Raw genomic sequence first — 20,656 nt, forward strand, 5'->3', positions numbered from 1 at the left:
ATTTTCATTTCAAAAGCGCTTCGATCTTCACTTTGGTCTTCGGCCCATAGATGCCGTCAGCAGTTAACCCGTACATAGATTGAAATCGTTTGACCGCGTTTGCTGTTTTCGGGCCATATGCGCCATCAATTCCGAAGTTCTTTGCGCTCTTATCGGGATAATAATGAAGAGCCGCCAGCGCCGTTTGAATCTGTTTTACGGCCTCTCCTCGGGTCAATGGGCTTGTGACTTTAAAAGTACCCGCAGGCAGGCTGAATTTTGATTTCTGAGTGTTTTTAGGCTTTGAGGCTGTTACCTTCTTCTTGCCGCCGCTTTTCAGCTCGTTATCACTTTTGATATAGGAGACATTCACATACCCGTGGAATGTCTGGCCTTTTGAATTGGTGTATTCAACATATCCCCATCCGTTGACAGTTGATCCAAGCTGATATTTTACAACCGTACCATTCGGCAGGTTAAGCACCATGGAAGAAGAGGCGTTCCGTTGCGTACGTAAAACAAGGCCGTCACTTGAAACCACCGTGTTTTTGATAAAACGGCCTTTATTCGAATCGGTGTTGGTTTTCGATTTGTTGTTAGTTGGTTTGTTAATTACTACCCCACCTAATCGCGCTTTTACTCCATTCTTGAAATCAGTAAACCCTTGGGATCTGCTTACCCATGGGGCCGGACAGATTTTGTGTGTAATGTCATAGTGCCGCACGATGTCATTGATCGGATCAAGTTTAAACTTCTTGCATAGCTCAGCGCAGACTTGTTCTGCACGGGCAATGGTATCCGGATGGAAAGTGCCGTTCTTTTCAATGCAAAGCTCCACGCCGATAGATAAGAAATTCGCATTCGGCTTCAGCGCCGCGACACCCCGGTAAGGCTGCCCGTTAACAATCTGTTGGACATCATTCGCATGATAAGCCACCTCATTCAACGGAATGATACAAATAGCCTCTGTACGATCGACAAAGATATGTGCAGAAGCAAACGTCTGTTTCTTCTCAGACAGATTTCTGTTCTGTGCGGGGAGCGTTTGACCAAAGTATCTATAATGATTGGCAGCGGGCGCGCCGGGGTTTGCCGTGTAATGCACCACCAGTTTCTTCACGCCGTTGTTTTTGATTCCCGGCCGCGTCCATTTGTTAATATCAATATATTGGTTTCTGTATGCTGACATAAAAATCTCTCCTATTCTGTTTTTGGATTCAAAAAAAAAGCAGCCGGATTAACCAGCTGCCTGATCGTCTTTTTCTGTTTTCTGATCGTTGTCGCTTTCAATTACATGAAGCCTGTCGGTGATAACGGCTGGTATCTTAACCCCGATCTGCGCCAAATTTTCCGTGATGGACAGGCCCTCATTTGCGATATAAAAAAGAACGGTTCCAAAGGTCAGGACACCGTTCAAATTTGTTATCGTATCAATAATGTTTGCGACAATGACCACCATAAAACTGAGCATCTTCCGGACATATCCAAACCACGCGCTACGGCTCCGAAGCTGCTTCATTTTCCACGCTTTGATAATGCCGGTGATGACATCCAAGATGCTGAGGATCAGAAGCAAGTCAAGGTATTTCACCTCCCCGAAAAGATATGTTCTTGCGATCTGTAAGCTTTCAAAATTCATCCACACATGTATTCCCTCCATTTTGATCACCTCCTTCGAGGCAAAATAAAAAAGCCTTATTTATTGGCTTCTGTTTGTTCCTCGTAAGGTTGCCCTGTTACTTCCTGAAACTGATCCGGTGTAACATACGCCGCATCCACACCCTCTTTCATATCGTCGATGGTACAATCGTTAAAACCCATTGCCTGCTTTACCATTGCGGTTGTCGCCCACTTGTAGAACAAGGCATAAACCCAGAAATTAAGATTCACTGGTCACCCCTCCTTCCAATTCCAATACTTTAAGCTTTAAGGCAGCAAGCTGTTTACCCATTGAAACATTTACTGCTTCCGCCTGCTTTCGTGCTATGATTTCATTTGTAAGCTGCATCCCAAGAGCTTGCTGGCCTTCTTCAGCTTGCTTTCTTGCAAGCTCTTCGACCGAAAGTTGTTGCCCGATCTTGTAAAGCTGATCTTTAACTGGATCGGGATCGGTAACTATCTCTTTTTTCAAGCTGTCTTTATATTCTTGATCAGCCGTTTCGATCCAAGTATTCTTTTCTTTATCAAATTTAGGCCGCCACATTCCCGCACCATCAGCCGATAATGGTGGGATGTCCGTAGCGTTATCAGGCATCTTATACTCTCCGGTTTCCGGATCGAGTGATAATTCAGCCGGCTTTCCAATATAAATATTGTCGCTTCCGTAAGGGAATATCAGTTTCATGAAATCACCTTCCTTTCTTTAAGTTAGTGGAATATTTATGTCGATATAGTAACCGTTGGCCTTTGATTCGGTTGTTGCCATAATACCAGTAATTTTCATGTCGCCTGAAGCGTATACAATTATCTTGCTGTACCCAGTTGTTCCGCTGGTTGCAACCAATTTCACCACACCTTTACTTGGAGCGCAGGAAGTGGGTATGCTGCCGAAGACAATTTCCCTGTCAGTAAGAACATGACCATTTAAGTGAAGCGTATTCCCTACTTTTCGATATTGAACAGGTCGATCCCCTGTTTTGGCACCGTTTTTGTACGTCACATCTAACCAAGGAATATCAATGTCAGTAATAAGCTCCCGCCAACCCGTAAACTCACCTTCCTTGTGAATTGTTGAAATCCATGTACGGTTATCATAAGAGCGTGTGGCTACTATTTTTTTTAATCCTTGTGGCGGAGCCAAGTCAGCAGGCACATCCGATATATCATAATAATACCAAGCTGCATCATCATCACCAGGATGGTTTACAACGCCGGCACCAAAATAAAAGCCTGTCGGATAATCAAAAAGATTCTGCCCTTTCATTATTTTTATTCGTTGCCCGTCTTGTGTTGTCAGGGGATAGAGTTGCCCGCCATTCCATTTGTCCCTTTCCACTTGAGAAATATGGCGAATGCCGTTGTTATCGTGTTGGCGAAACGCATAATAGTCGGCCTGTTTCACATTATCAACGTTGCTAAGCCCGATCTGCTCCTTTGTAACCTCATGTGGATTATCTCTCCGGGCAGCCAGTTCATCAGTATATGCTTTAGCGTTTTCTTCAGCAGCATCAGCTTTGTTTTGGGCTCCTGTTGTCGTTTCCTTCGCGTTCCAGTTAGTACGCTCTGTGGCTGTAATATGCCGGTCATTATCCTTTGTATGGGCGTCAAAATCGGCTTTGGAAGCCTGCAGTACATTGTCAACGTTACCGAGTCCTACTTGTGCTTTGGTTGTCTTGTGTGGGTTGTCAATTCGTTTTTCGTGCTTGTCAGTATAAGCTTTGGCATCAGATACAGCAGAAGAAACATCTTCCTTCGTTGCTCCGATCGTTTGCAGCTCTTTCAAAGCCTGATAGGCCGTATATTGATACCAGTTAAACCAATCGGCCGGCGGGTGGTCCATCGGCTTATACCCTTGATCAATGGAGGTTTGTGGCGGCCGCTGACCGGGGTTCCCCCATTCTGGTAATTCTTTTGTAAAAGGCATCTGCTTCACACTCCTTAAATTGGTAACGGATAATCATCTTCTGGCCGGAAGATGCCCCCCAGGGTCCCGCCGTCTTTTCCATCAGAAGAAAACCCATATTCGCTTGTTTCTATGGTGCTGGCTGATGATGAAAAACAGAAAGTCCCGTTTAAATCTACATAAGCAACTCGAACACCCGCAGCCACCGTTTTTTGAACAATATTCGAAAATTGCGTTTCGCTCATTCCTACCCTACTTAATGCTTCGATCGGCGCCTTTTTCACAATGATTGCAGCTGGTTCATCCTGATTGTTCTCTTTGCTGCTCACAATGTTTATTTCACTCTGCTTGCAGTTCAATGTTTTCGCCAGCGCTTCAATAATCCGATTCGTTGTCCCGTCTGAGGCATTCCGGGCTACCTTTCCACGAATGAGCACACGGTATATTTCATCAGTGGCCCGGCCCCGATCCTGGGCAACGTTATCGCCGAGAAGGTCCAGCGATTTCCCGCGCGCCGCGTCAATATCCCGCCATTGTTCTGCCGTTGTCAGTGAATTTTTTAATGCTGTCAATTGTTCATCGACTATTAAAAAAAGCTTTCCGATATTGCTCTTTTCATCTTTCAAGAACGCATCAGTCAGCTTTCCTATTAAATCTTTGATCATATCAGATTCACCACTATTTCAGAGTAGTGAACTTGCGCAACTTCTCTCGGTTCAATTGTAATATTTGACTGAGCGAGAGCCGCCGTATCCTTCCCGATTTGTATAGTCACATCTGAAACCCCATTCACCTGATATACAGCGTTAAAAAGTTGCGACAGAATAACGTCGTCACCCATCTGCGAGCCGGTAAAAGATGAACCATTTTCATCAATCCCGCCAATTTTATATACGAGATTGTTTTTGATTTGACTCACACCGTCGGCAGGGAATGAAGCGTTTGTTTTTAAATCAAGCTGCACATAAATTTTCACTTCTTTTGCAAAATCAAATTTCACATCATGATCCAAACCGCTTGCATCCGTAATGACGACCGATTGTTCTCCAACTGTTTCAATACCGGCTGCTACGCTGTCAAATAGAGCTTGAGCCACGTCTACTTTTGTTCCCCCGAGAACATAAGCATGAATGCTTTTCGGTGGATTGCCGTCTGCATCCGTTTGCATGGTATTATTCGCGACTATATTCGCTGAACGAACACCCGAAACGGCAAGCAATGCCGAAATGATGCCGCTATTCGTAGAAGCAGAACTGCCTTCAACTGATTTTTTAATTCGCGCCCGAAATTCCGGATCAGATTCTTCGTCAGTGCCGCCGGAAGCAGCTTCCGGATTATTCACTGAATAAACTCCCTCTAACGTCTCAGCCTGTTCAGTAATGGTATTGGCCGCGACATTGTTAATAATCCCTTTAGACAGCGATACAGCCGCCCCTGTGCCCGTTCCATCATCCCCGATTACAACATCTTCGATTAGTTCAAAATAAATACCGGATTCCGTTGTATATTGGGTTTGTTCTTCTATGACGAATCCGGGTTCCCCGGTAAAAAACAGAGTAGTGACCGCCTCGGCCGCCGGCTCCCGGCTTATACCGAAATTACTTCCCAACCTGTCCAACTGAACACCCTCCGACTTACTGACAAAACCGCTATTATAAACCCGCTCTGCAATGTCCCAAATTCCCGCCAAAAACCAAGCAAAAATACGTAGGATAATGCCTAATGGCGTTTTGCTTGACGTGTTTATATCTTCGCCAAACAGCTCCTTCGCTTTGTCCTCCATGCCGTCAAGAAGCTCCGAATAGGTCTGCCGTTGGAATCCTGTTTCATTAAGCAAGATCAACACCCCCAAGCTCGATTGTTTGATCATCCTCTTTCTTCATTTTCAAGTGGACAGATAGATTTCGTGTCTCTTTATCATGAGAAAACTCAACTGATTCAACGCTAGCAATTCGCTCGTCTTGTGTTACAGCATTAATAATGTCGTATTGCGCCTCTTCTTGGTCAAAGCCTTTCCCGAGAATGTTACTCCGATCCAAGCCGAAATGTTCATCCAGAGTAAATTCCCCTAACCGTGTTTTTAATGTTAATTCGACTGATTGAGCAATTTCCTCGTTACCCTCGACCATCTGAAGAGTGCCGTTTTCAAAACATAGATCACCATCTACAAGCTTGAGCGTTTTCATCCTTCCCACACTCCTATGACCACCGGATCATTGATACTGTGCGTTCGTCGAGAATCAGGATCAAACGTTTTGTTTCCATCCAAGTTATCAAGGGATCTTTCAGCGAATGAAACAAAGACCGAGGAACCAACCTTTATATCAGGCTCAACATGCTTTAAAACTGGAGCGTGTTCGATCAACGGGTATTCATGAAGGTATTCACCATCATTCATAAGGAACAACAATTGCAGATCAGCAGTATGCTTTTCCGCATTGTATTTCACAACGCGAGCCGGGGCCAGTGTATGGATAGATAGTTTGATTCTTTTCTCAAAAACATCGAAAAACCTGGTCGCTTTACTCATTACATCACCTTGCATTCTGTGAAAAAGTCTCTTCCATCAAACGAATGGGTGCCTTCTTTCACTCGATATTTTCCTTTTGCTGTTTTGCTGTTGATTTCAATAATTGAAGCAACAGCGATACGGTGCTGAAGAAGACACTTCGCCTTATAACCTTTGAAATTATCTTCCTCAACCTGCTCAGGTGTCTCAATTAATCCGGTGGCCTCTTCTAATTTGAAACGCTCATCATCGCCCTGATTAAGTGGGCGAATAACCGGTTTCCCTCGTCGATAGTACATAACGGCTCCGGCATCATGTATGACTTCTTCTAAATTATTTTCTATTAAGCCAGTCACCCGGTAACCCTTTTTGTACACCTTATTTTTCGGCAGGATAATATTTTTCACTTTAATTCCGAGAACGCGCAGCAGTTTATCTACAATTTGCCTCGATGTGGTTCCTGCTTTAAAAGTAATCTTCATGTATCGTTTGCGATACCTAACCTCTTCCCGCGTCCCGTAATTCCTGACAGTCTTGTACGTTCGGCCGTTTTTGTCTTTCCTGACAGTAACAACCGGTTTTGCAAGCTTATATCTTTTTTTGACATAATATTTCTCAGCAGGATCAGCATTGGCGGTTGTCACTTTCATATGGGTATAATCGTCGCCGTCTTTTGAATAGATCGACGTCACCTTGTCCAAGCCGCTCCAGTTATTCAGAACCTTTGTCACTTTGCCAATCGTCAAAACGCCGTAGTCGTCTCGATAACCCGCCTGAACCGTTATCGTGCTGCCTTTTTTTATCTTGTTGATCGAATCTTTGCTGAGATTGTAAATCTCAACTTTTGTTTCATTAGGTTTGAAATCATCGTCGAAGGGCACTTCAAAATGAATTTCTAAATCCTTGTAATCAAATGTGGTCTGCGAACTGCCGTTATCAATGGTTATTTTGACAACCCGGCCAAACAACTTTTTATTCGTCGTCGCCAATGTCATCCCCCTCCGACCCGTCAGCTACATCATCAATATAAAGAAACACGGTTTCCATGAAATTTTTATATGTAACCCGTGTTTCTGAATTTGATTCATCTAAAGGGATAAGGGCGGGGGCCGGCAGGTTTTCATTTACAATGTCATCCCACAAAGGAACATTGAGTATAAGCTTCTCGCCCAGAACGATAGGCGTCATATCTTGCTCGTATAAATCCAGTGAAAAACTATCATCGGATTGATTGTAATTTATACGCAGAATAAACGTGTCATCCGCTAAATCAAATTCGAACTGCTGCGGAATATCCTCCTTATCAAAAGGAATATAGTCCCTCGTAGCCATTTCCCGTACCCTCCCTATTTAATCCGCATCTTTACCCCGATAGGTATTCTTCTGTCAGGCCATGGATTGAGCCGCCTCAATGCGCTGACAGTAGTTCCATATTTGCGGGCGCAGCCCCAATACGTATCGCCCTTTTTCACCTTGTGATAAACCTTGCTTGATTTTTTTGTGGTTTTTTTCTTGTTTGCCTTTTTCTTTTTCCCGGCTGTTTTCACTTTCTTCTTAACCCACGGGCTTTTTGCAATACGGATTTCTTGTAAAGAGATTGTTATCGCAAACCCGTTTGAAAATTCCCCTGTATCGCGGTCGATTTTCGTAATGATCACGTCTTTTGCGACCTTTCGCCCGGTATAGGTTAGGAGATTGCCGGCATATGCTTGCTTTTTTAAATATTCATAGTCGCTGTTTGCCGTCTTCCCAAGCAAATAACCGGAAACACTTGTGGTTTCCGGTTTTCTCTGCACATGGTCGGTAATCGGCACGCCTTTTTCAACGGGATAAGATGTGACTTCCACATCCGCCCCGTCTGATTCTTTTTCGTTAACAAGATTGACCTTCCCAAGCTTCGCCAATTAATAAACCCCCTCCGCTTGAAAAAGAGCCGCCAGGCTGTCGTAAGAGTCTTCCAGTGATTGGGTGATAGCCTTTGAAATATCAGTTTCAACTTTTGCACTTCCGCCCTCAACTTTTACATTGATAGACGGGCTGAATGTAATATTTACAGACGTTCCACCGCTACTGCTTGCTGCTTTTTCTGGTGTATATCCAGTTTCAGCCCCAAGCTCTTTGCCGAGCGCTGCATACATTCCCAGTGATTGATTCCGGTAACGCGGTTCAGTCGTGATGACATATTCCCGCCAGCCGTTTTCCCCGAGTGCCGCAACCTGCGGGCTATTGATTACGCCGCCTGTCGCATATCCTCTGTACGGCCCGCCGTGCGCCATTGATACCAAGCCGGGATGTTTCATGATGCCGCCGTATCTGCTGTTCAGATAGTTAATAGCCGCTAGAATTTGGTCAACCGGATTTTTAATATTTCCGTGTCCTGGTTCTTTATGGGCGTTAAAGGTGCTTGGGATGAACTGCATTAACCCTTGTGATGGGTGGCCGGCTTTTGCATTGGAATCCCAATTGTTAACAACATTGGGGTTACCGCCAGATTCTTTCATGGCAATTGTTTCGAGCGCCCCCGCATATTCAGGGACCAATCCTTTAATATTCAGAGCTTGAGCAACCCATTTTTTCACAGCTTTGCTTCCGCCACCAGAAAAACTCCCAGCGTAGCTGGACATTTTATCTTTAATAAAGCCTACAGCCTTATCTTTGATAAAAGTGAATGCACCTTTTGAAAAATCACCAAAAACTCCGGGCATTGACGGCGCCGTTACGCCCATCTTCTCCAAAACTTTATTTAATAGTTTTGAAGGATGCCCTATATAATCAAAGACATCTAAAGCAACATCTTTTACCTTACTGGCCGCAGTCTTCGCCCCATTCCAAGCCTTCGTTAAGAAATTGCCGCCTGTACCTTTTGCATAGGCTGGTAGCATGGACATCATTTGTTTTGTTTGTTTCCCTGAAAGTACCTCCGTCCCTTTTGGAAGGTTCATAACAGTATCAGTTGCCGGGCTCAGTCCCATATGCCCGCTTGGCGTCCTATAAAGTTCAGGGCCCGCATTTGATCCTTTTCCGTCTCCGAGAATAGCAGGGCCACCAGGATGAGCACCGGTCCCATGCGCATATTTAGGTACTTTAAAATGCTCTGGTTTCCAAAGTGGGATTTCTGGAACGTGAATGGCCTTTAAAACGGTATTAATCCCGCCGACAACGCCGTTTACCGCATCCGCCATTTTATCGGTCATTGAGTTGCTGAGCGAGATAATTCCACTCAAAGCATGTTTTGCCATGCTCTTGATTCCGTCGCCCATTTTGCCCGGTAACGCCTTGGCTCCCTCGACTATATCAGAAAATTTGTCTGTGACTTTCTTCCATAGACTGTGAGCCAAATCACCAACCTTATCTCTAATATAGTGCCATCCTTTGATGATTCCATCTGCTGAATTGGATACTAGTTTTGTAACCATTCCGACCGCGCTAGAAAAAATCTGTTTCACGCCGTCCCACATCATACTGAAATTTCCAGTAAAAAGACCCTTGAAGATTTTTACAATCCCCATTATTATCCCTATCGCTCCGTTGATAATAGCAATGATGTTCGTAAGGGCAGTCTGCACAATAATAAGCACTACTGGAAAAACTGCATTTATGATGTTCAGAATAAAACGAATTGCTGGAATTACAACAGTGGTGATGATATTTGCCAAGGCTTGCAGTAGTGAAACGACAATAGGTAGCACCATCTGAATGATCTGCACAATTTGCGGAAAGACCTGCTGGACCACCTGAATTAAAATTGGTAAAGCCGCCTGCGCAAGCTGCAAAATAATATTTGCTGCTAAAGTAAGAAGCTGGGCGACAACCGGGAGAACCGCCAGAATGACCTGTCCTATGATCGGAAATACCTGTTGCACCGCCGTTAAAATCAACGGAAGGATTTGAATGGCAATTTGTCCGATCGTTGAGCCGAGTAATTGAATCAGTTGAACGACAATTGGCAGAGCTTGCTGGATGATATTCATAATCAACGGAAAGGCCATTTGAATTGTCTGAACAAGGATAGGCAGAACAGTCTGGATTATCGTAACGATAACCCCTGAAAAACTGCTGACTAATTGAATGATGATAGGTAAGACCGCATTTATCACACTGAGAATGACCGGAAAAACAGTCTGGAATCCTTGAACAAGCAATGGCAAAATTGAACTGACAATCTGCAATACACTTGTCATTAATTGCCCTGATACCTGCATCCATGCCGATAATAACTGCTGGATCAATGGAATCAATTGTGGGCCAATCGTTGAAAGTGTTTGTGAAACCGCCGCAGCTAAAAGAACAAGATTTCCCGCAAGTTGCATGAACGTCTGTTGCATTTGGCCGGCTAATTGCTGAAATTGCGGTGTCAGTTGTGCTACCAGTTGACCGAAAACCTGCTGAACTGTCGTGATAATCGGCTGAATGGCCGTGAATACCGTTGTCAGCACAGATTGAACAGTCGCCCAGGCCGAATGAATTGCATTGCCGACAACTTGGTTTGCATCTTTCAAACGATACAAATATCCGGCAAAACTAAGGATCGCCCCAATTGCTATTCCTATCGGCCCGGTGACTCCTAAGAAAGAAAGACCAATCGACGCAATAATAGGAGCAATTATTGACACAATCCCTTGAAAGCTTGATAGACCGATCTTGAGTTGATTCATGAACCCTTTAATAAAGCTGTTCAACCCTTCGGTTAATCCCTTTCCGAAAAAGTCGGTTACTCGTTTTCCTGCATTCTGAACAAATGAGGAAACAGTATCAACTGCCGTTTTGTAAGCAGCCTCGATCCCGGCGACCAAATGAGGGTGTGACTCGCCCAACCGATCCCATAATTTTAAGGATTCAGCTTGCATCTTATGAATTGCGGATACAGCAACCTTTTGTGAATCCTCAAATCCTTTCATAAATGCAGGTTTAAGCCCCTGCACCTCTTTAATCATGGTATGGAAAGCACTGACTACCGCAGTTTTTCCGGTATCCGCAAAGCGCTTCATGGCATCCGTCGCCGGTTTGAATCGCTCTTGAAGCTTGTCAAAATTCTTGTAAAGCATATAAACGCCTGTTACAAGCAAGACAATTGAGCCGGCGACTACATAGACTGTTCCGGACATGGCAACAAGCCCCGTTACTACCGGGCCAATGAACATCCAAAGACTGCTCAGAGCCCCGAGAAACCCATTAAATAACCCCACTCCTATTGCCAAAGGCGATAAAAGCAGGGTTAAAACAGGGATGAGCAATAAAAATCCTTGGATCATTTTAGCCAGCACTGGATGAGCTTTATTGAACTGAATGATCATCTTTCCGATCGCGGTAACGCCTTTATAAATTGACATGGCGACGGTGCCGAATACTTCAAGGGCCGGCTGAATTGCTTTTAAAAGAGTGCTGCACATTTGTTCCCAAGCCTTTGAATAACCGGGAACGGTCTGTGTGGCCGCCTTGTGCAACCCTTGGAATAGGAAAAAGTTTGTGAAGGCCGCGCCAAGCGCTACCATCTGAAAACGCATATACCCCTGTGTAATCATACCTGTCATATCTTGAAGCTGTTTCATATTTGCGGTAGGCCCGAGCATCTTCAAGGCCAAGTGTGCCGCAGTTCCCTGCTTCGCCATATTTTCAAGGGTATTTGAGACGGCAAGCCCCGCTTTGTTGACTTGATATAACGGGTTTGCCATCCTGTCATAATTGGCAGCGATCTTTTCCGATTGTGTTGACATTGCCATAATCGTACCGATGGACTGCAACATGCTCATGCGCATCATTTTATTATTCTTGATCATGTTGTCAGTAACCGCTTTATGCTCACGGCCTAGCCTGTACACTTCATCCATGAACTGTTCATTTGTCCCGGTCCAGTTGTCCATTTCTTGGCCTAACTGAAAGAAGCCATATCTTGCCCGTATAAGCTCATTACGGAAACCGTTCATTCCGTATCTTTCCTCATACCAAGCCCGGCGCATTTCATTGACCATTTGAATAGTATCTGCTTCAAGTCCGCGTGTTGAGCCGCGCAAAAAGTCCATTTCCCGCCCATAATAACGCATACCCCGGTAATCAGGAGCAGGCATGGCCGCCGTGCTTTGCGATGATCCTCCGTTAACCCGGCGCATGTCCACGTTATGCAAATTGTTTCGCAGCCTGTCAACTTGATCATTTGCATTGTTCAATGATGATTGGTCAACGTCGATGCTCACGCGTGACGGTATATTTTGCACTAACCTGTTCGTTTGTTGAATGGTCCGGTTTAGGCTTTCGACATGGGACGTCATAAGGTCAAATGCGGGGCCAAGATTTTCAATTGTCCGCGCAGCAGTTTGTAAAGAAGAACTGTCCAGAATCATACTCATGTTCCTGAATCTTCGCTGCTCCCTGTGCATATTGGACATTTGCGTTCGCATTTGAGAAAAATGGCCGGCCGCATTATCTGTATGATCAACAAGTCTATCAATCTGACGATTTGCTCGTTCAAGAGGGGAGGTATCAACGTTTAATTCCACATCAATATGTGTACTCCGCAAAGCGTCTGTCAACGTTTAACCCCCCTTATTTCCTTTTGTTTCGTTTGTTTTCTTCGGCCAGGTGAATGTCCAAAGCCGCATTGGCTTCGAGTAACGTATCGAGGTCCATAGATGCAACCTCTGCGAAAGAAAACTTCTCAGACATCACAAGCCGATACATGGGCCAGTTGTCACTCGCCCTCTTTTTGTAAAACTGCTTTGGTTTCGACGGTTTCATCGCTAAGAAAGGTAGAAACCTCATACATTAATTCATTGAATCCAGGATGTTCATCGAAGTATTCGAAGTTTACTTTCGGATTTACCACAACTTCTTTCATGTACAGCTCATACAATTGTGAAGAGGTTGGGCGGCCTGTGTTAATGTTAATTGCCTCATCTTGAATTTCTACCATCCGTCTTGTTCCTGGGTGCTGAAGAGTGTACTCGACTCCTTGAATTTTAACTGTTTTTTGTTTACCGAATTTTGACATAGGTTTTCCCTCCGATTGTTTGGTTTGCATATATTGAAAAGCAGCCCGAGTGGACTGCTTTTTTGCATTTGATTTTTTTCTTTTCGACATGATTAATACCTTACTGCTCTAAAACTGTATAATCGAAGACTTGAATTTCAAACTCACGATCTCCGATTTCATCACTGAATTCTGCATCAGCAGGCTTTTTTACCATGGCTTCAGTGCCGCCGATTTTCTCCTGTCCGCCAGTAACCCAAATCGGAAATGTTTTGGCCGTGTTTGCCAAGCCATTTAAATAAGGCACAAACGGCGAACCCATGGACAGAGTAAGCGTAATTGTGCCTAACGGATTGTTTTTTGTTGCAACGCTCACATCACCTTTAGCGCTGACTTTTGTTGAAAACTTTTCTTCGTCTTTTGCACACGAAACCATGGTTCCCTCTGAATAACCCGTGACGATTTTCCCGTCGATATTCGTATTGACCTCGTTCGCATCATAAACATAAGCAGCCATTGACTATTCTCCCCCTTTAGATTGAAATTTCGCCTGTAATTGAGGCGGAATGAACCGCGCCGGCTAATTTGAACGTGAAAGAAAGGCCGTCATACACGCGATTTTTTCTATTCTCGTCCGATACTTCAGAGCGTTTTTTTGTGCTGATGGTGTAAACAGGCATACCGTCTTCATCAGAAGCGACAATCCCATTCGAAAAGGCTTTTTGAAGTACATTCGTAACCTGAACACTCAACAATGAAAAACCGGCATTCGAGAACGGAATTTTACCGTTATTTGAGAATGCCGATTGAATGGATGTTTCAATATTTAATTTCACCCAGTCTTTGCCGTGCAGGACGTCGATGTACTCACCTGAAGCAGTAATGCCTTCTGACGTCTCGCTATGGCCTGCTTTGATCACATAAGCGATAGCGCCCTCTTTGTGGAGCTTTTGCAGCTCGTCCGCTTTCAGGTCTTGCGGGGTGACGCCCACAATGTTTTTGAACTTCCAAGTAACTGAACCCACTGTCAGGGAGCCGACGGCACCAACCAGCCCGGCATCAGGATGCTCGCTTGTTATCGGGTGATAAAAAACGATTGTCCGGTCCTTCCCGGTATATGAAGTGACCTCTTCCCGATCTGTTACTTGCAGAACAAGGAATTTGTATGATTTTTCTTCCATCGCTTTTGCTGCTTCCAGCTTCTCGTCTGCCGTCGCATCAGCAAGAATGAGGAAGTGCCAATCATTATCAAAATACTCGTCAAAAGCATTCCGAATCGTAAATGTGGCAGCCGCTCCCGCTCCGTCGCTTTCCCCGTTTTCCGGGTTACCTCCGTAAGTACCGATGGCTACTTTTGATGGAGCATTGTCGCCCTGTGCATAAATAGCAGCAGCCTTTTTATATGCGGGTGTTCCTTCTGGGTAATCCGCTTTGACAGCTTCTATTGAGCCATATTCTTTATAGGTGTTGTGTCCGGCAACCTTCGCAAGAATTAGGGGTGTTCCTAACCCTTTAAGATTCGACGGTTTCACTAGGTCGATTTTGACCGTTACATCACTAAGTGGCATGTGTTTAACCTCCTATGGTTTCTATTTGCGCGGAATCAAAAAACTCCGCTTGTGTCTCGCCATAAGCCGCTCGCGTTCTAAGACGCATATCAAAGCCGTGACGGCGTTCTGTGTCTATCGTGATAAATGTATCCCGATTACCGAAACCGTCGTTTCTCACCCACGCCAAGCCGTTGTCATGAAGCGTCTGGCGCGCGTCAGCAGTTTTGAAGTAAGAGGCTGTTTCTTGAACAAGAGAAATGACTTCAATGTGACTATTTGAAATCCATGTAAAAGAAAAAACCAGCTCAATGTCTTCCGTTAACACTCCTTGTTCCTCAACACCCCTGTGTTGCGGCAAATACGGAGAAGTAACGGTATACGTGCAAAAAGGGTATTCAGGCTGTTTACCTGTCCCGTTTGCTTCGATAACGACATGGCCGGTTTTCTCTTTAATCATTCTGAGAACCGTTCTGATTATGCTGTTGTAATCCATCTGAATTGCTCACCGCCTTTAAGATATAGGAATTGAAATCGGCGTATGTCTCGTATGGCGTCATCGCTTCCACCAAAAAGGTTACTCCATCAAAAACCACTTGAGCCTTGAAAGGGATTTTCTTCTGGAAGTACAGTTGCCTGTCCATCTGTGTAAGCCGTCCGCCGGATTGATAAATTAATTGCGCCTGCAATGGGACAATAGCGCCTTTTTCTTCCGATTCCACCGGCTGGCCCTCTACCCATTTTCCGAGATCGTCATAAAACCCCTCAGACGCCGGGAGCAACAATGTAAAATCAACGCTGTATTTCTCAATCAGATCACCGAACTGAAAGTGATTTTTCATTAGCTTTCAACCTCGTAATCCATAGAACCGATCATTTCCCCGGTATCTACTAACGGATTTGAAGAGCCTTTTTCCTCCGTTGTAAAAGGATGATTGGCAGGACTCCGCAAGTCTCTTGCATAAGTCTGCAGCCGGCCCTTTGCCAGCAATCCGACCGCGTTCATGATGTCATTAATAGCATCGCCGTTCTCTATGGCTCTGTTGACCAGTTCCTCTACCTTTTGGACAATCTCGGCTTCATTTTCATCCCATCCAGCCCGTAAGAATGACCGTTCAGGGATATTAATAAATTGTGTATCCTTCTTGAGATAAAGACCTTTGGCAGCAAGATAATTCCGCATGCGCTCAGTTACAGCAATACGGCAACCGAACTCGTGAACAGCCGCGATCATTTGGCGGTCGCCGTCCAGCACACCGACTTTCATTTTCCCTTTTGGCTCAAGGTTCCTCAGTAATTCCGGTATACGGTTTGTATCCCGCACCCGGATATTTCGGCGTCCCATCTGATCACCTCAATGGTTTAAAACGAATTTTTTTGTATGGCCGGAAAAGATCAAACGCGGGTTTATACCTTACGTCATCCGCCGTGTATGTCTTGCTCATTCCGCCAATTGATTCAGCCTGGACGCCTTTCGGGCTATCCCGGTCTATTTCAATCATGAGGGCAATTCCTTTTTTCACAGGGCCCGGTAATAATTCAACTCCATCCGGCCCCACAAAAGAGTTATTGCAATCCTCCTTAACAAAAGAAATTGCGTCTTCAAGGTCAATTTGTAGCTTTGCATCCTGCGAGGTGTCATCCTCGGGGATTCCCAATCGTATTTTTAATTCTGACAGGTCCATTTCTCTCAGTCCTTTCAAAGCACGGGTTCATATGTCGCGAAGCACCTGCAATTTATATCATTTGAAGGATCTCCGCTTTGTCCCGGTGCCGGCGCCCTCACAGACTTGCCGTTTTTATCTTGACCGAGATCAAACAGCTCATTTACAAACCTGGCCTGGCCTTCTAAATGAACATGATCCGCGTTTCTTCCCTCACGAACCCGCTCGTCACCCATGTTGTGCCATATCTTTTTCATGGCAATACCATTGGAATCAGCTTTCGTAGCTGCGTCCAGTGTAGCTTTCTCCCGCACTCGATGCATTTCTGTTCTGACAATGCGCTGCGCGCGGTTATAACTGACACCCACATCAGCTTGCAGTTCCTTCGCTACCTGAACAAAGCGTTTCCGCTCAATAAAGCCGCGTTCAATCGTATGATTGATCTTCTGAACTGTCTTTTTACGGTCCGTTTCGATTGCTTTGAGCATATTTTCACTTGTGATAGTCTGCGAGATTGACGCGGGCGCCGCCCATGCGACAGGCAATTTCCCTTTCGATGAACGGGACAATTTAAAGCCGACGGCCGATAAGATACCAAGCATGAGCCAGTTATACGATGACTCATAGGTTTCAGTCAGAAAATCAAGAACAGCCGTTTTAACCTTTGCAGAAAGGGCAGTAATCAATGATGCTATATCCTTCTTAATCTGAGAAAGATCATTACTCCGATTCGCGTCAGCAAGGCTGATTTCGCGCCCTTTATCAAGCTTGACAAACAGGGCAGTCAACTTGGAAAGTATTTTTTCGGAAGTACCACGAAAAAGCCGCTTCAGCTTCCGTAAAAACTCCTGCATCTTACGGGTTAACGGCTTCAAAAGCTCTTTTTCAGTTTGTTCTTTATCCACCGCTATCCCTCCTATTCGTCAGATGGTTTTTCACCAGCGTCAGCAGATTCTTGATTCTCTTCATCTGTTGTTTTGTCCGCTGCCTTTTTGCTGTTTTTTTCAGCTTTTTTAATGGGCGACTGTACTTTTTTGTATCTGTCCTCTTTCAAAAGCTTATTACCGTGTTCATCCTCAACAAACCAAGTTGAACCGGTATCAGTATTTTGAATCCACATAAAAAAGCCCCTCCTATTGTGGACGGGCTGCGCTTAATACCGCGAGCGCTTCCGGTCTTGTTACTTTCGCGCCGTACAAGTGAAGCCCTTTTACTGCATCAGCAAAACGTTTCTCTGGGCGATAAGCCTCGACTTGGGTTGCTTGGTCTGCATAAGACCACGCCATGCCATGACCAGCAATAATCTTATGATTTTCTGTGCCACCCTCTGGTTTAGAAAGTGGAGCATTGTTTGATTTTAATACCGTGAATCCGGCCGCTTGTCCGATAACACCATTCAAAAGGCGTTGTTCTGAAGACATGTTCCCAGCCTTTACAAAACGGTCATCTTTTAGCATTAATCCTTCATACCAAGGCGTTACAACTACCCAGCGCCCCTGCTCCGGCACGTCTGCTTCATCCAATTTCACCGAAAGATCAACCAGATATTCGTACGCGTCGTTTTTTGTTGGTGAAACAACTTTTGTATCGCTGCCGATCGTATGAGCTGCATCCACATAATGAGAAGCAATATATGAATCAGCAGTATTTTTCAGAGCGTATGCTGCCTCTTGCATAGCCGCGTCCATCAACTTTGGATTTTGTTGAATTTTATCAACGTCATCAATCTGAAAGTTGAAATATTTTGACTGGTCAATGAGAAGCTTACGGCTTGTAGAATCAAGTGTTTGCGCGTTATCCATGTCTTGATTTTTAGTGTAGTCGCCCACACTAACGCGCCCCATATTGTTGATTGTCACAGAGTCACCAGCAGCAGTGATTTCTCCCTCGTAATCTCTGTTAATGACTCCCGTTTGACCATAAACCAAAGTTCTTTGTAAATTGCTCAGCAGTCTTGCACTCCATAATACCGGAATAAAATTATCTAATGCCATGTGTTTTTATCCTCCTATTGATTCTTATAAAGAGCTTGGATGCGATCCCAGTTTTGATTGACTTCCTCGGTACTCATCTTTTTAATGTCTTCTTCTGTTAACGGGGCTGATGCTCCGCCTGATGGTGTCGGCGTGCTACCGTTCTTTTTGAAATGATCGTTTACGATGCTTTGTTCAAAAGTCTTGAAGGCTTCGGCCAAGGTATTCAAATTTTGTTCTGTGGTCGCATCGTCCTGACCGATAAAAAAGTCAACAAGATTAGTAGGCAAGCCCTTTTCCGTTGCAATTGAAAGGGCCGTATTTCTCAACGACTCCCGCGTTTTCTCTTGCTCAAGGTTCTGGAATTTTTCCTGCAACTCACGTAATTGCTTTTGTTCCTCTGTTTCAGGAGGAAACCGCTTTGAAATCTCTTCCTCAAGTTTCTTCGGCAACGTATTTTTCTCATACGTCTTGATCGCCTCTGTCACCCTTGCATCAGATGTTGATTGAAGCAGCTTCTTTCCCTCATCATTTGTTTCTAGGAAAGCCCGTACTGCATCCAGCGAGAGTTCTCCGCCGCTCGGCTGCGGTGCCGGATCGGTACCGGTTCCACCTGCTGGCTGGGCTCCCGGTGTTGGATCAGCCGCGCCCCCAGGTTCGGAAAAATGCTGAAGGTTAATGCGCAGTGGCAGCCTTTCTTTTTTCATGAAATTCATTGACGGACTGACTGACTTATCCGTGTTTAATCGTTTCATTTCTGTGTGTCCTCCTTGCCCTTATCAGTTGCCGAAGCCCCTAACAAGTTCAAAAGTATTTCGGTTGCTCTTTAACGCCTACAACGCGAAAAAAAGGCATAAAAAAAAGCCACTCGAAAGAGTAGCTTGCTGCTCAATTAGTCAGATACGTTTTCTTTCTTCACGTTCAGAAACAGAGACTTTTTCACTTCAGCATATATTTCTTCAGATTCATGCAGCAGGTTTTCGTTTTCCAGCATACTCAACAAAGAATTAATCCTAAACTCTTCATTCAGATGGCTGTTTTTTTCTTTCATCCTTTTGAAAAGCTTCATCATCCTCATTCGCCTCCTGTTCCTCGTCTTCATCCTGATTATCATCAATGGTGTAAGCATCTGCTTCCGCTCTCATTCTTTCAATCTCAAAACGCACATCATCAATGAACGATAGTAGAGCAAGCCGCGTTTCTTCGCTTACCAGTCCTTTGAGTTCCGCGGATGCTTGAGCCTCTTCGAGAATGTTCGCAGGAAGATTCCGCTTGAATTGAAACCATAGTTTCAGATATGCGTCTTTACCGGCCAGTATCCTTTTGGACCATGCCGAACAGAGTATCTTATACTGATAACGGAATGCCGCTGTCATTTTGCGTTCCATGGTAATTGCCTTGTGTTCCAACGCCATAAGCTTATACCGCATGGCAACGCCTGTAATAGTGCCCCCGAAAGAGCCGTCAGAAAAATTGACTGTCTTCGCAAAACGTAAAATATTTTCTTCCAAACGGTTCAAATGATTTTCGATCATGGCGTCGTTAATCTCCTTGGTTAAAAACTTCACGTCGCCGTTATCGTCGAAGACTTCAAACACGCCATTATTTTTCAACTTTTCCATATCCTCATCATCGAGTGAAGCCCCTTTTACAATCAAGTATGCAAGCCGGAACTGTTCGATTTCGTTCGATGCGTCTGACAAAGTTCTGTCGTATGCATCAATTAAAGAAATGACTTTTTCAGTGTCGCCTTTCATTTCTTTATTGTTCGGAACACCAAACAACGGGCATCCATTGAAAAGATGCGGCTTCGTCTCAATAAGATCGTACTTCGCTTTATCAGACGACTTAAACGAATAAATGAACGTTTCATCGTAGAAATCAGCCCGATATGACTCGACTTTTTTCCCGCTCACCCACTCAAACACTGAATAATATCGCAAAGCGTACGTAGGCTCTGTTATATCGTCTAAAGCGAGAATAATGCATTCCCACGGATCAACGTTTCGCAGGCATTCGTTTCCTTCTTCATTAACAAACAGCAGGCGGGCGCCGTAACCGCAGATGGAAGCCATTTTCCCGAGTTCGGAATCGGCGTCCTCGATGTTATTTCTCGTATTGAAAGTGCTCACTTGGTCTTTCAATTGCTTATCTTCAGTTTCATAAGAAATGGGGTGTCCAAACATATAGCCTGTCTTGGTATCAATGATTTCAGAATCAAATGAGTTGTTCAGCTTATTGTTTACCTTGTCATCAATACGCTGCACCTTATCGGTTCCCGCGCTACCATAATCAATGATGGACCGTGTTAATATGGGAACGCCTGCCGGATCAGCCTTATATCTTGCATATAGCTTCATCAATTTTTCACGAACAGGGACGTGTTCATTAATCATCATCTTGATAATGTCACCGTTGATTCCACTCTGGCGAATTAGATTTATATATTCCTTCATTG

The 20,656-nt window shown here is 44.6% G+C and carries 25 protein-coding genes; all 25 read right to left on the reverse strand.

From position 1 onward, the window contains the following. Positions 1-4: 4 nt before the first annotated feature. On the reverse strand, positions 5-1,168 hold the full coding sequence (locus G4O42_RS13075) for an N-acetylmuramoyl-L-alanine amidase (protein WP_163263781.1): 1,164 nt from the start codon (positions 1,166-1,168) through the stop codon (positions 5-7). Between the two features lie 48 nt (positions 1,169-1,216). Then, on the reverse strand, positions 1,217-1,639 hold the full coding sequence (locus G4O42_RS13080) for a phage holin family protein (RefSeq protein ID WP_015239640.1): 423 nt from the start codon (positions 1,637-1,639) through the stop codon (positions 1,217-1,219). 35 nt (positions 1,640-1,674) lie between these two features. Next, complete coding sequence (locus tag G4O42_RS13085) at positions 1,675-1,869, reverse strand: XkdX family protein (RefSeq protein WP_103042016.1); 195 nt, start codon at positions 1,867-1,869, stop codon at positions 1,675-1,677. Next, complete coding sequence (locus tag G4O42_RS13090) at positions 1,859-2,323, reverse strand: hypothetical protein (RefSeq protein ID WP_014470542.1); 465 nt, start codon at positions 2,321-2,323, stop codon at positions 1,859-1,861. The genes G4O42_RS13085 and G4O42_RS13090 overlap by 11 nt, the downstream gene beginning before the upstream one ends. 18 nt (positions 2,324-2,341) lie before the next feature. Further along, positions 2,342-3,562: a hypothetical protein gene (locus G4O42_RS13095; RefSeq protein ID WP_073982174.1), complete on the reverse strand. Its 1,221-nt coding sequence runs from the start codon at positions 3,560-3,562 to the stop codon at positions 2,342-2,344. A 14-nt stretch (positions 3,563-3,576) separates the two neighbouring features. After that, positions 3,577-4,206, reverse strand: a complete 630-nt coding sequence (locus G4O42_RS13100; protein ID WP_163263782.1) for a DUF2612 domain-containing protein — start codon at positions 4,204-4,206, stop codon at positions 3,577-3,579. Then, complete coding sequence (locus tag G4O42_RS13105) at positions 4,203-5,387, reverse strand: baseplate J/gp47 family protein (RefSeq protein ID WP_230113508.1); 1,185 nt, start codon at positions 5,385-5,387, stop codon at positions 4,203-4,205. The genes G4O42_RS13100 and G4O42_RS13105 overlap by 4 nt, the downstream gene beginning before the upstream one ends. Continuing rightward, positions 5,371-5,727 carry a DUF2634 domain-containing protein gene (locus G4O42_RS13110; RefSeq protein ID WP_073982177.1) on the reverse strand — a complete coding sequence of 119 codons (357 nt, stop codon included), beginning with the start codon at positions 5,725-5,727 and terminating at the stop codon, positions 5,371-5,373. Before G4O42_RS13110 ends, G4O42_RS13105 begins: the two co-directional genes overlap by 17 nt. Then, entirely contained in the window at positions 5,724-6,071 is a 348-nt protein-coding gene (locus G4O42_RS13115; protein WP_073982193.1) for a Gp138 family membrane-puncturing spike protein, read from the reverse strand. Before G4O42_RS13115 ends, G4O42_RS13110 begins: the two co-directional genes overlap by 4 nt. Beyond that, a complete protein-coding gene (locus G4O42_RS13120) occupies positions 6,071-7,039 on the reverse strand; it encodes a phage protein (protein ID WP_016938719.1) in 969 nt (322 codons plus the stop codon). Before G4O42_RS13120 ends, G4O42_RS13115 begins: the two co-directional genes overlap by 1 nt. Next, the gene (locus G4O42_RS13125) at positions 7,023-7,382 is read right to left on the reverse strand and encodes a phage baseplate plug family protein (protein ID WP_014470549.1); all 360 of its coding nucleotides are present in this window, start codon (positions 7,380-7,382) and stop codon (positions 7,023-7,025) included. The genes G4O42_RS13120 and G4O42_RS13125 overlap by 17 nt, the downstream gene beginning before the upstream one ends. A gap of 14 nt (positions 7,383-7,396) precedes the next feature. Beyond that, positions 7,397-7,954 (reverse strand): LysM peptidoglycan-binding domain-containing protein, encoded by a 558-nt coding sequence (locus tag G4O42_RS13130; RefSeq protein ID WP_071347911.1) that lies wholly within the window; start codon positions 7,952-7,954, stop codon positions 7,397-7,399. Further along, positions 7,955-12,577 (reverse strand): transglycosylase SLT domain-containing protein, encoded by a 4,623-nt coding sequence (locus G4O42_RS13135; protein ID WP_163263784.1) that lies wholly within the window; start codon positions 12,575-12,577, stop codon positions 7,955-7,957. Between the two features lie 158 nt (positions 12,578-12,735). Next, complete coding sequence (locus G4O42_RS13140; RefSeq protein ID WP_118977633.1) at positions 12,736-13,035, reverse strand: hypothetical protein; 300 nt, start codon at positions 13,033-13,035, stop codon at positions 12,736-12,738. 100 nt (positions 13,036-13,135) lie between these two features. Continuing rightward, entirely contained in the window at positions 13,136-13,531 is a 396-nt protein-coding gene (locus G4O42_RS13145) for a phage structural protein (RefSeq protein ID WP_014470553.1), read from the reverse strand. A gap of 16 nt (positions 13,532-13,547) precedes the next feature. Continuing rightward, positions 13,548-14,582 (reverse strand): DUF3383 family protein, encoded by a 1,035-nt coding sequence (locus G4O42_RS13150; protein ID WP_163263785.1) that lies wholly within the window; start codon positions 14,580-14,582, stop codon positions 13,548-13,550. Between the two features lie 4 nt (positions 14,583-14,586). Beyond that, positions 14,587-15,057 (reverse strand): phage neck terminator protein, encoded by a 471-nt coding sequence (locus G4O42_RS13155; RefSeq protein WP_163263786.1) that lies wholly within the window; start codon positions 15,055-15,057, stop codon positions 14,587-14,589. Then, positions 15,014-15,403: a hypothetical protein gene (locus G4O42_RS13160; protein ID WP_163263787.1), complete on the reverse strand. Its 390-nt coding sequence runs from the start codon at positions 15,401-15,403 to the stop codon at positions 15,014-15,016. Before G4O42_RS13160 ends, G4O42_RS13155 begins: the two co-directional genes overlap by 44 nt. Then, complete coding sequence (locus tag G4O42_RS13165) at positions 15,403-15,906, reverse strand: hypothetical protein (RefSeq protein WP_163263788.1); 504 nt, start codon at positions 15,904-15,906, stop codon at positions 15,403-15,405. The genes G4O42_RS13160 and G4O42_RS13165 overlap by 1 nt, the downstream gene beginning before the upstream one ends. Positions 15,907-15,910: 4 nt before the next feature. Further along, a complete protein-coding gene (locus G4O42_RS13170; protein ID WP_014470558.1) occupies positions 15,911-16,246 on the reverse strand; it encodes a phage head-tail connector protein in 336 nt (111 codons plus the stop codon). A gap of 14 nt (positions 16,247-16,260) precedes the next feature. Next, positions 16,261-17,130 (reverse strand): phage minor head protein, encoded by an 870-nt coding sequence (locus G4O42_RS13175; protein WP_014470559.1) that lies wholly within the window; start codon positions 17,128-17,130, stop codon positions 16,261-16,263. Between the two features lie 11 nt (positions 17,131-17,141). Then, positions 17,142-17,345 carry a DUF7302 family protein gene (locus tag G4O42_RS13180; RefSeq protein WP_163263789.1) on the reverse strand — a complete coding sequence of 68 codons (204 nt, stop codon included), beginning with the start codon at positions 17,343-17,345 and terminating at the stop codon, positions 17,142-17,144. A gap of 13 nt (positions 17,346-17,358) precedes the next feature. Beyond that, a complete protein-coding gene (locus tag G4O42_RS13185; RefSeq protein WP_014470561.1) occupies positions 17,359-18,219 on the reverse strand; it encodes a phage capsid protein in 861 nt (286 codons plus the stop codon). A gap of 14 nt (positions 18,220-18,233) precedes the next feature. Beyond that, complete coding sequence (locus G4O42_RS13190; RefSeq protein WP_103042004.1) at positions 18,234-18,953, reverse strand: DUF4355 domain-containing protein; 720 nt, start codon at positions 18,951-18,953, stop codon at positions 18,234-18,236. Positions 18,954-19,220: 267 nt separating this feature from the next. After that, positions 19,221-20,654, reverse strand: coding sequence for a phage portal protein (locus G4O42_RS13200; protein WP_163263790.1), 1,434 nt, complete (start codon positions 20,652-20,654; stop codon positions 19,221-19,223). Positions 20,655-20,656 lie beyond the last annotated feature (2 nt).

Source organism: Bacillus sp. LUNF1 (assembly GCF_011008975.1).
Classification (GTDB): domain Bacteria; phylum Bacillota; class Bacilli; order Bacillales; family Bacillaceae; genus Bacillus; species Bacillus velezensis.

Coding starts and splice junctions, on each gene's coding strand:
- G4O42_RS13075 (WP_163263781.1), bottom strand. CDS start 1,168: ATGTCAGCATACAGAAACCAATATATTGATATTAACAAATGGACGCGG.
- G4O42_RS13080 (WP_015239640.1), bottom strand. CDS start 1,639: ATGGAGGGAATACATGTGTGGATGAATTTTGAAAGCTTACAGATCGCA.
- G4O42_RS13090 (WP_014470542.1), bottom strand. CDS start 2,323: ATGAAACTGATATTCCCTTACGGAAGCGACAATATTTATATTGGAAAG.
- G4O42_RS13095 (WP_073982174.1), bottom strand. CDS start 3,562: ATGCCTTTTACAAAAGAATTACCAGAATGGGGGAACCCCGGTCAGCGG.
- G4O42_RS13100 (WP_163263782.1), bottom strand. CDS start 4,206: ATGATCAAAGATTTAATAGGAAAGCTGACTGATGCGTTCTTGAAAGAT.
- G4O42_RS13110 (WP_073982177.1), bottom strand. CDS start 5,727: ATGAAAACGCTCAAGCTTGTAGATGGTGATCTATGTTTTGAAAACGGC.
- G4O42_RS13115 (WP_073982193.1), bottom strand. CDS start 6,071: ATGAGTAAAGCGACCAGGTTTTTCGATGTTTTTGAGAAAAGAATCAAA.
- G4O42_RS13125 (WP_014470549.1), bottom strand. CDS start 7,382: ATGGCTACGAGGGACTATATTCCTTTTGATAAGGAGGATATTCCGCAG.
- G4O42_RS13140 (WP_118977633.1), bottom strand. CDS start 13,035: ATGTCAAAATTCGGTAAACAAAAAACAGTTAAAATTCAAGGAGTCGAG.
- G4O42_RS13145 (WP_014470553.1), bottom strand. CDS start 13,531: ATGGCTGCTTATGTTTATGATGCGAACGAGGTCAATACGAATATCGAC.
- G4O42_RS13150 (WP_163263785.1), bottom strand. CDS start 14,582: ATGCCACTTAGTGATGTAACGGTCAAAATCGACCTAGTGAAACCGTCG.
- G4O42_RS13155 (WP_163263786.1), bottom strand. CDS start 15,057: ATGGATTACAACAGCATAATCAGAACGGTTCTCAGAATGATTAAAGAG.
- G4O42_RS13160 (WP_163263787.1), bottom strand. CDS start 15,403: ATGAAAAATCACTTTCAGTTCGGTGATCTGATTGAGAAATACAGCGTT.
- G4O42_RS13165 (WP_163263788.1), bottom strand. CDS start 15,906: ATGGGACGCCGAAATATCCGGGTGCGGGATACAAACCGTATACCGGAA.
- G4O42_RS13170 (WP_014470558.1), bottom strand. CDS start 16,246: ATGGACCTGTCAGAATTAAAAATACGATTGGGAATCCCCGAGGATGAC.
- G4O42_RS13180 (WP_163263789.1), bottom strand. CDS start 17,345: ATGTGGATTCAAAATACTGATACCGGTTCAACTTGGTTTGTTGAGGAT.
- G4O42_RS13185 (WP_014470561.1), bottom strand. CDS start 18,219: ATGGCATTAGATAATTTTATTCCGGTATTATGGAGTGCAAGACTGCTG.
- G4O42_RS13190 (WP_103042004.1), bottom strand. CDS start 18,953: ATGAAACGATTAAACACGGATAAGTCAGTCAGTCCGTCAATGAATTTC.
- G4O42_RS13200 (WP_163263790.1), bottom strand. CDS start 20,654: ATGAAGGAATATATAAATCTAATTCGCCAGAGTGGAATCAACGGTGAC.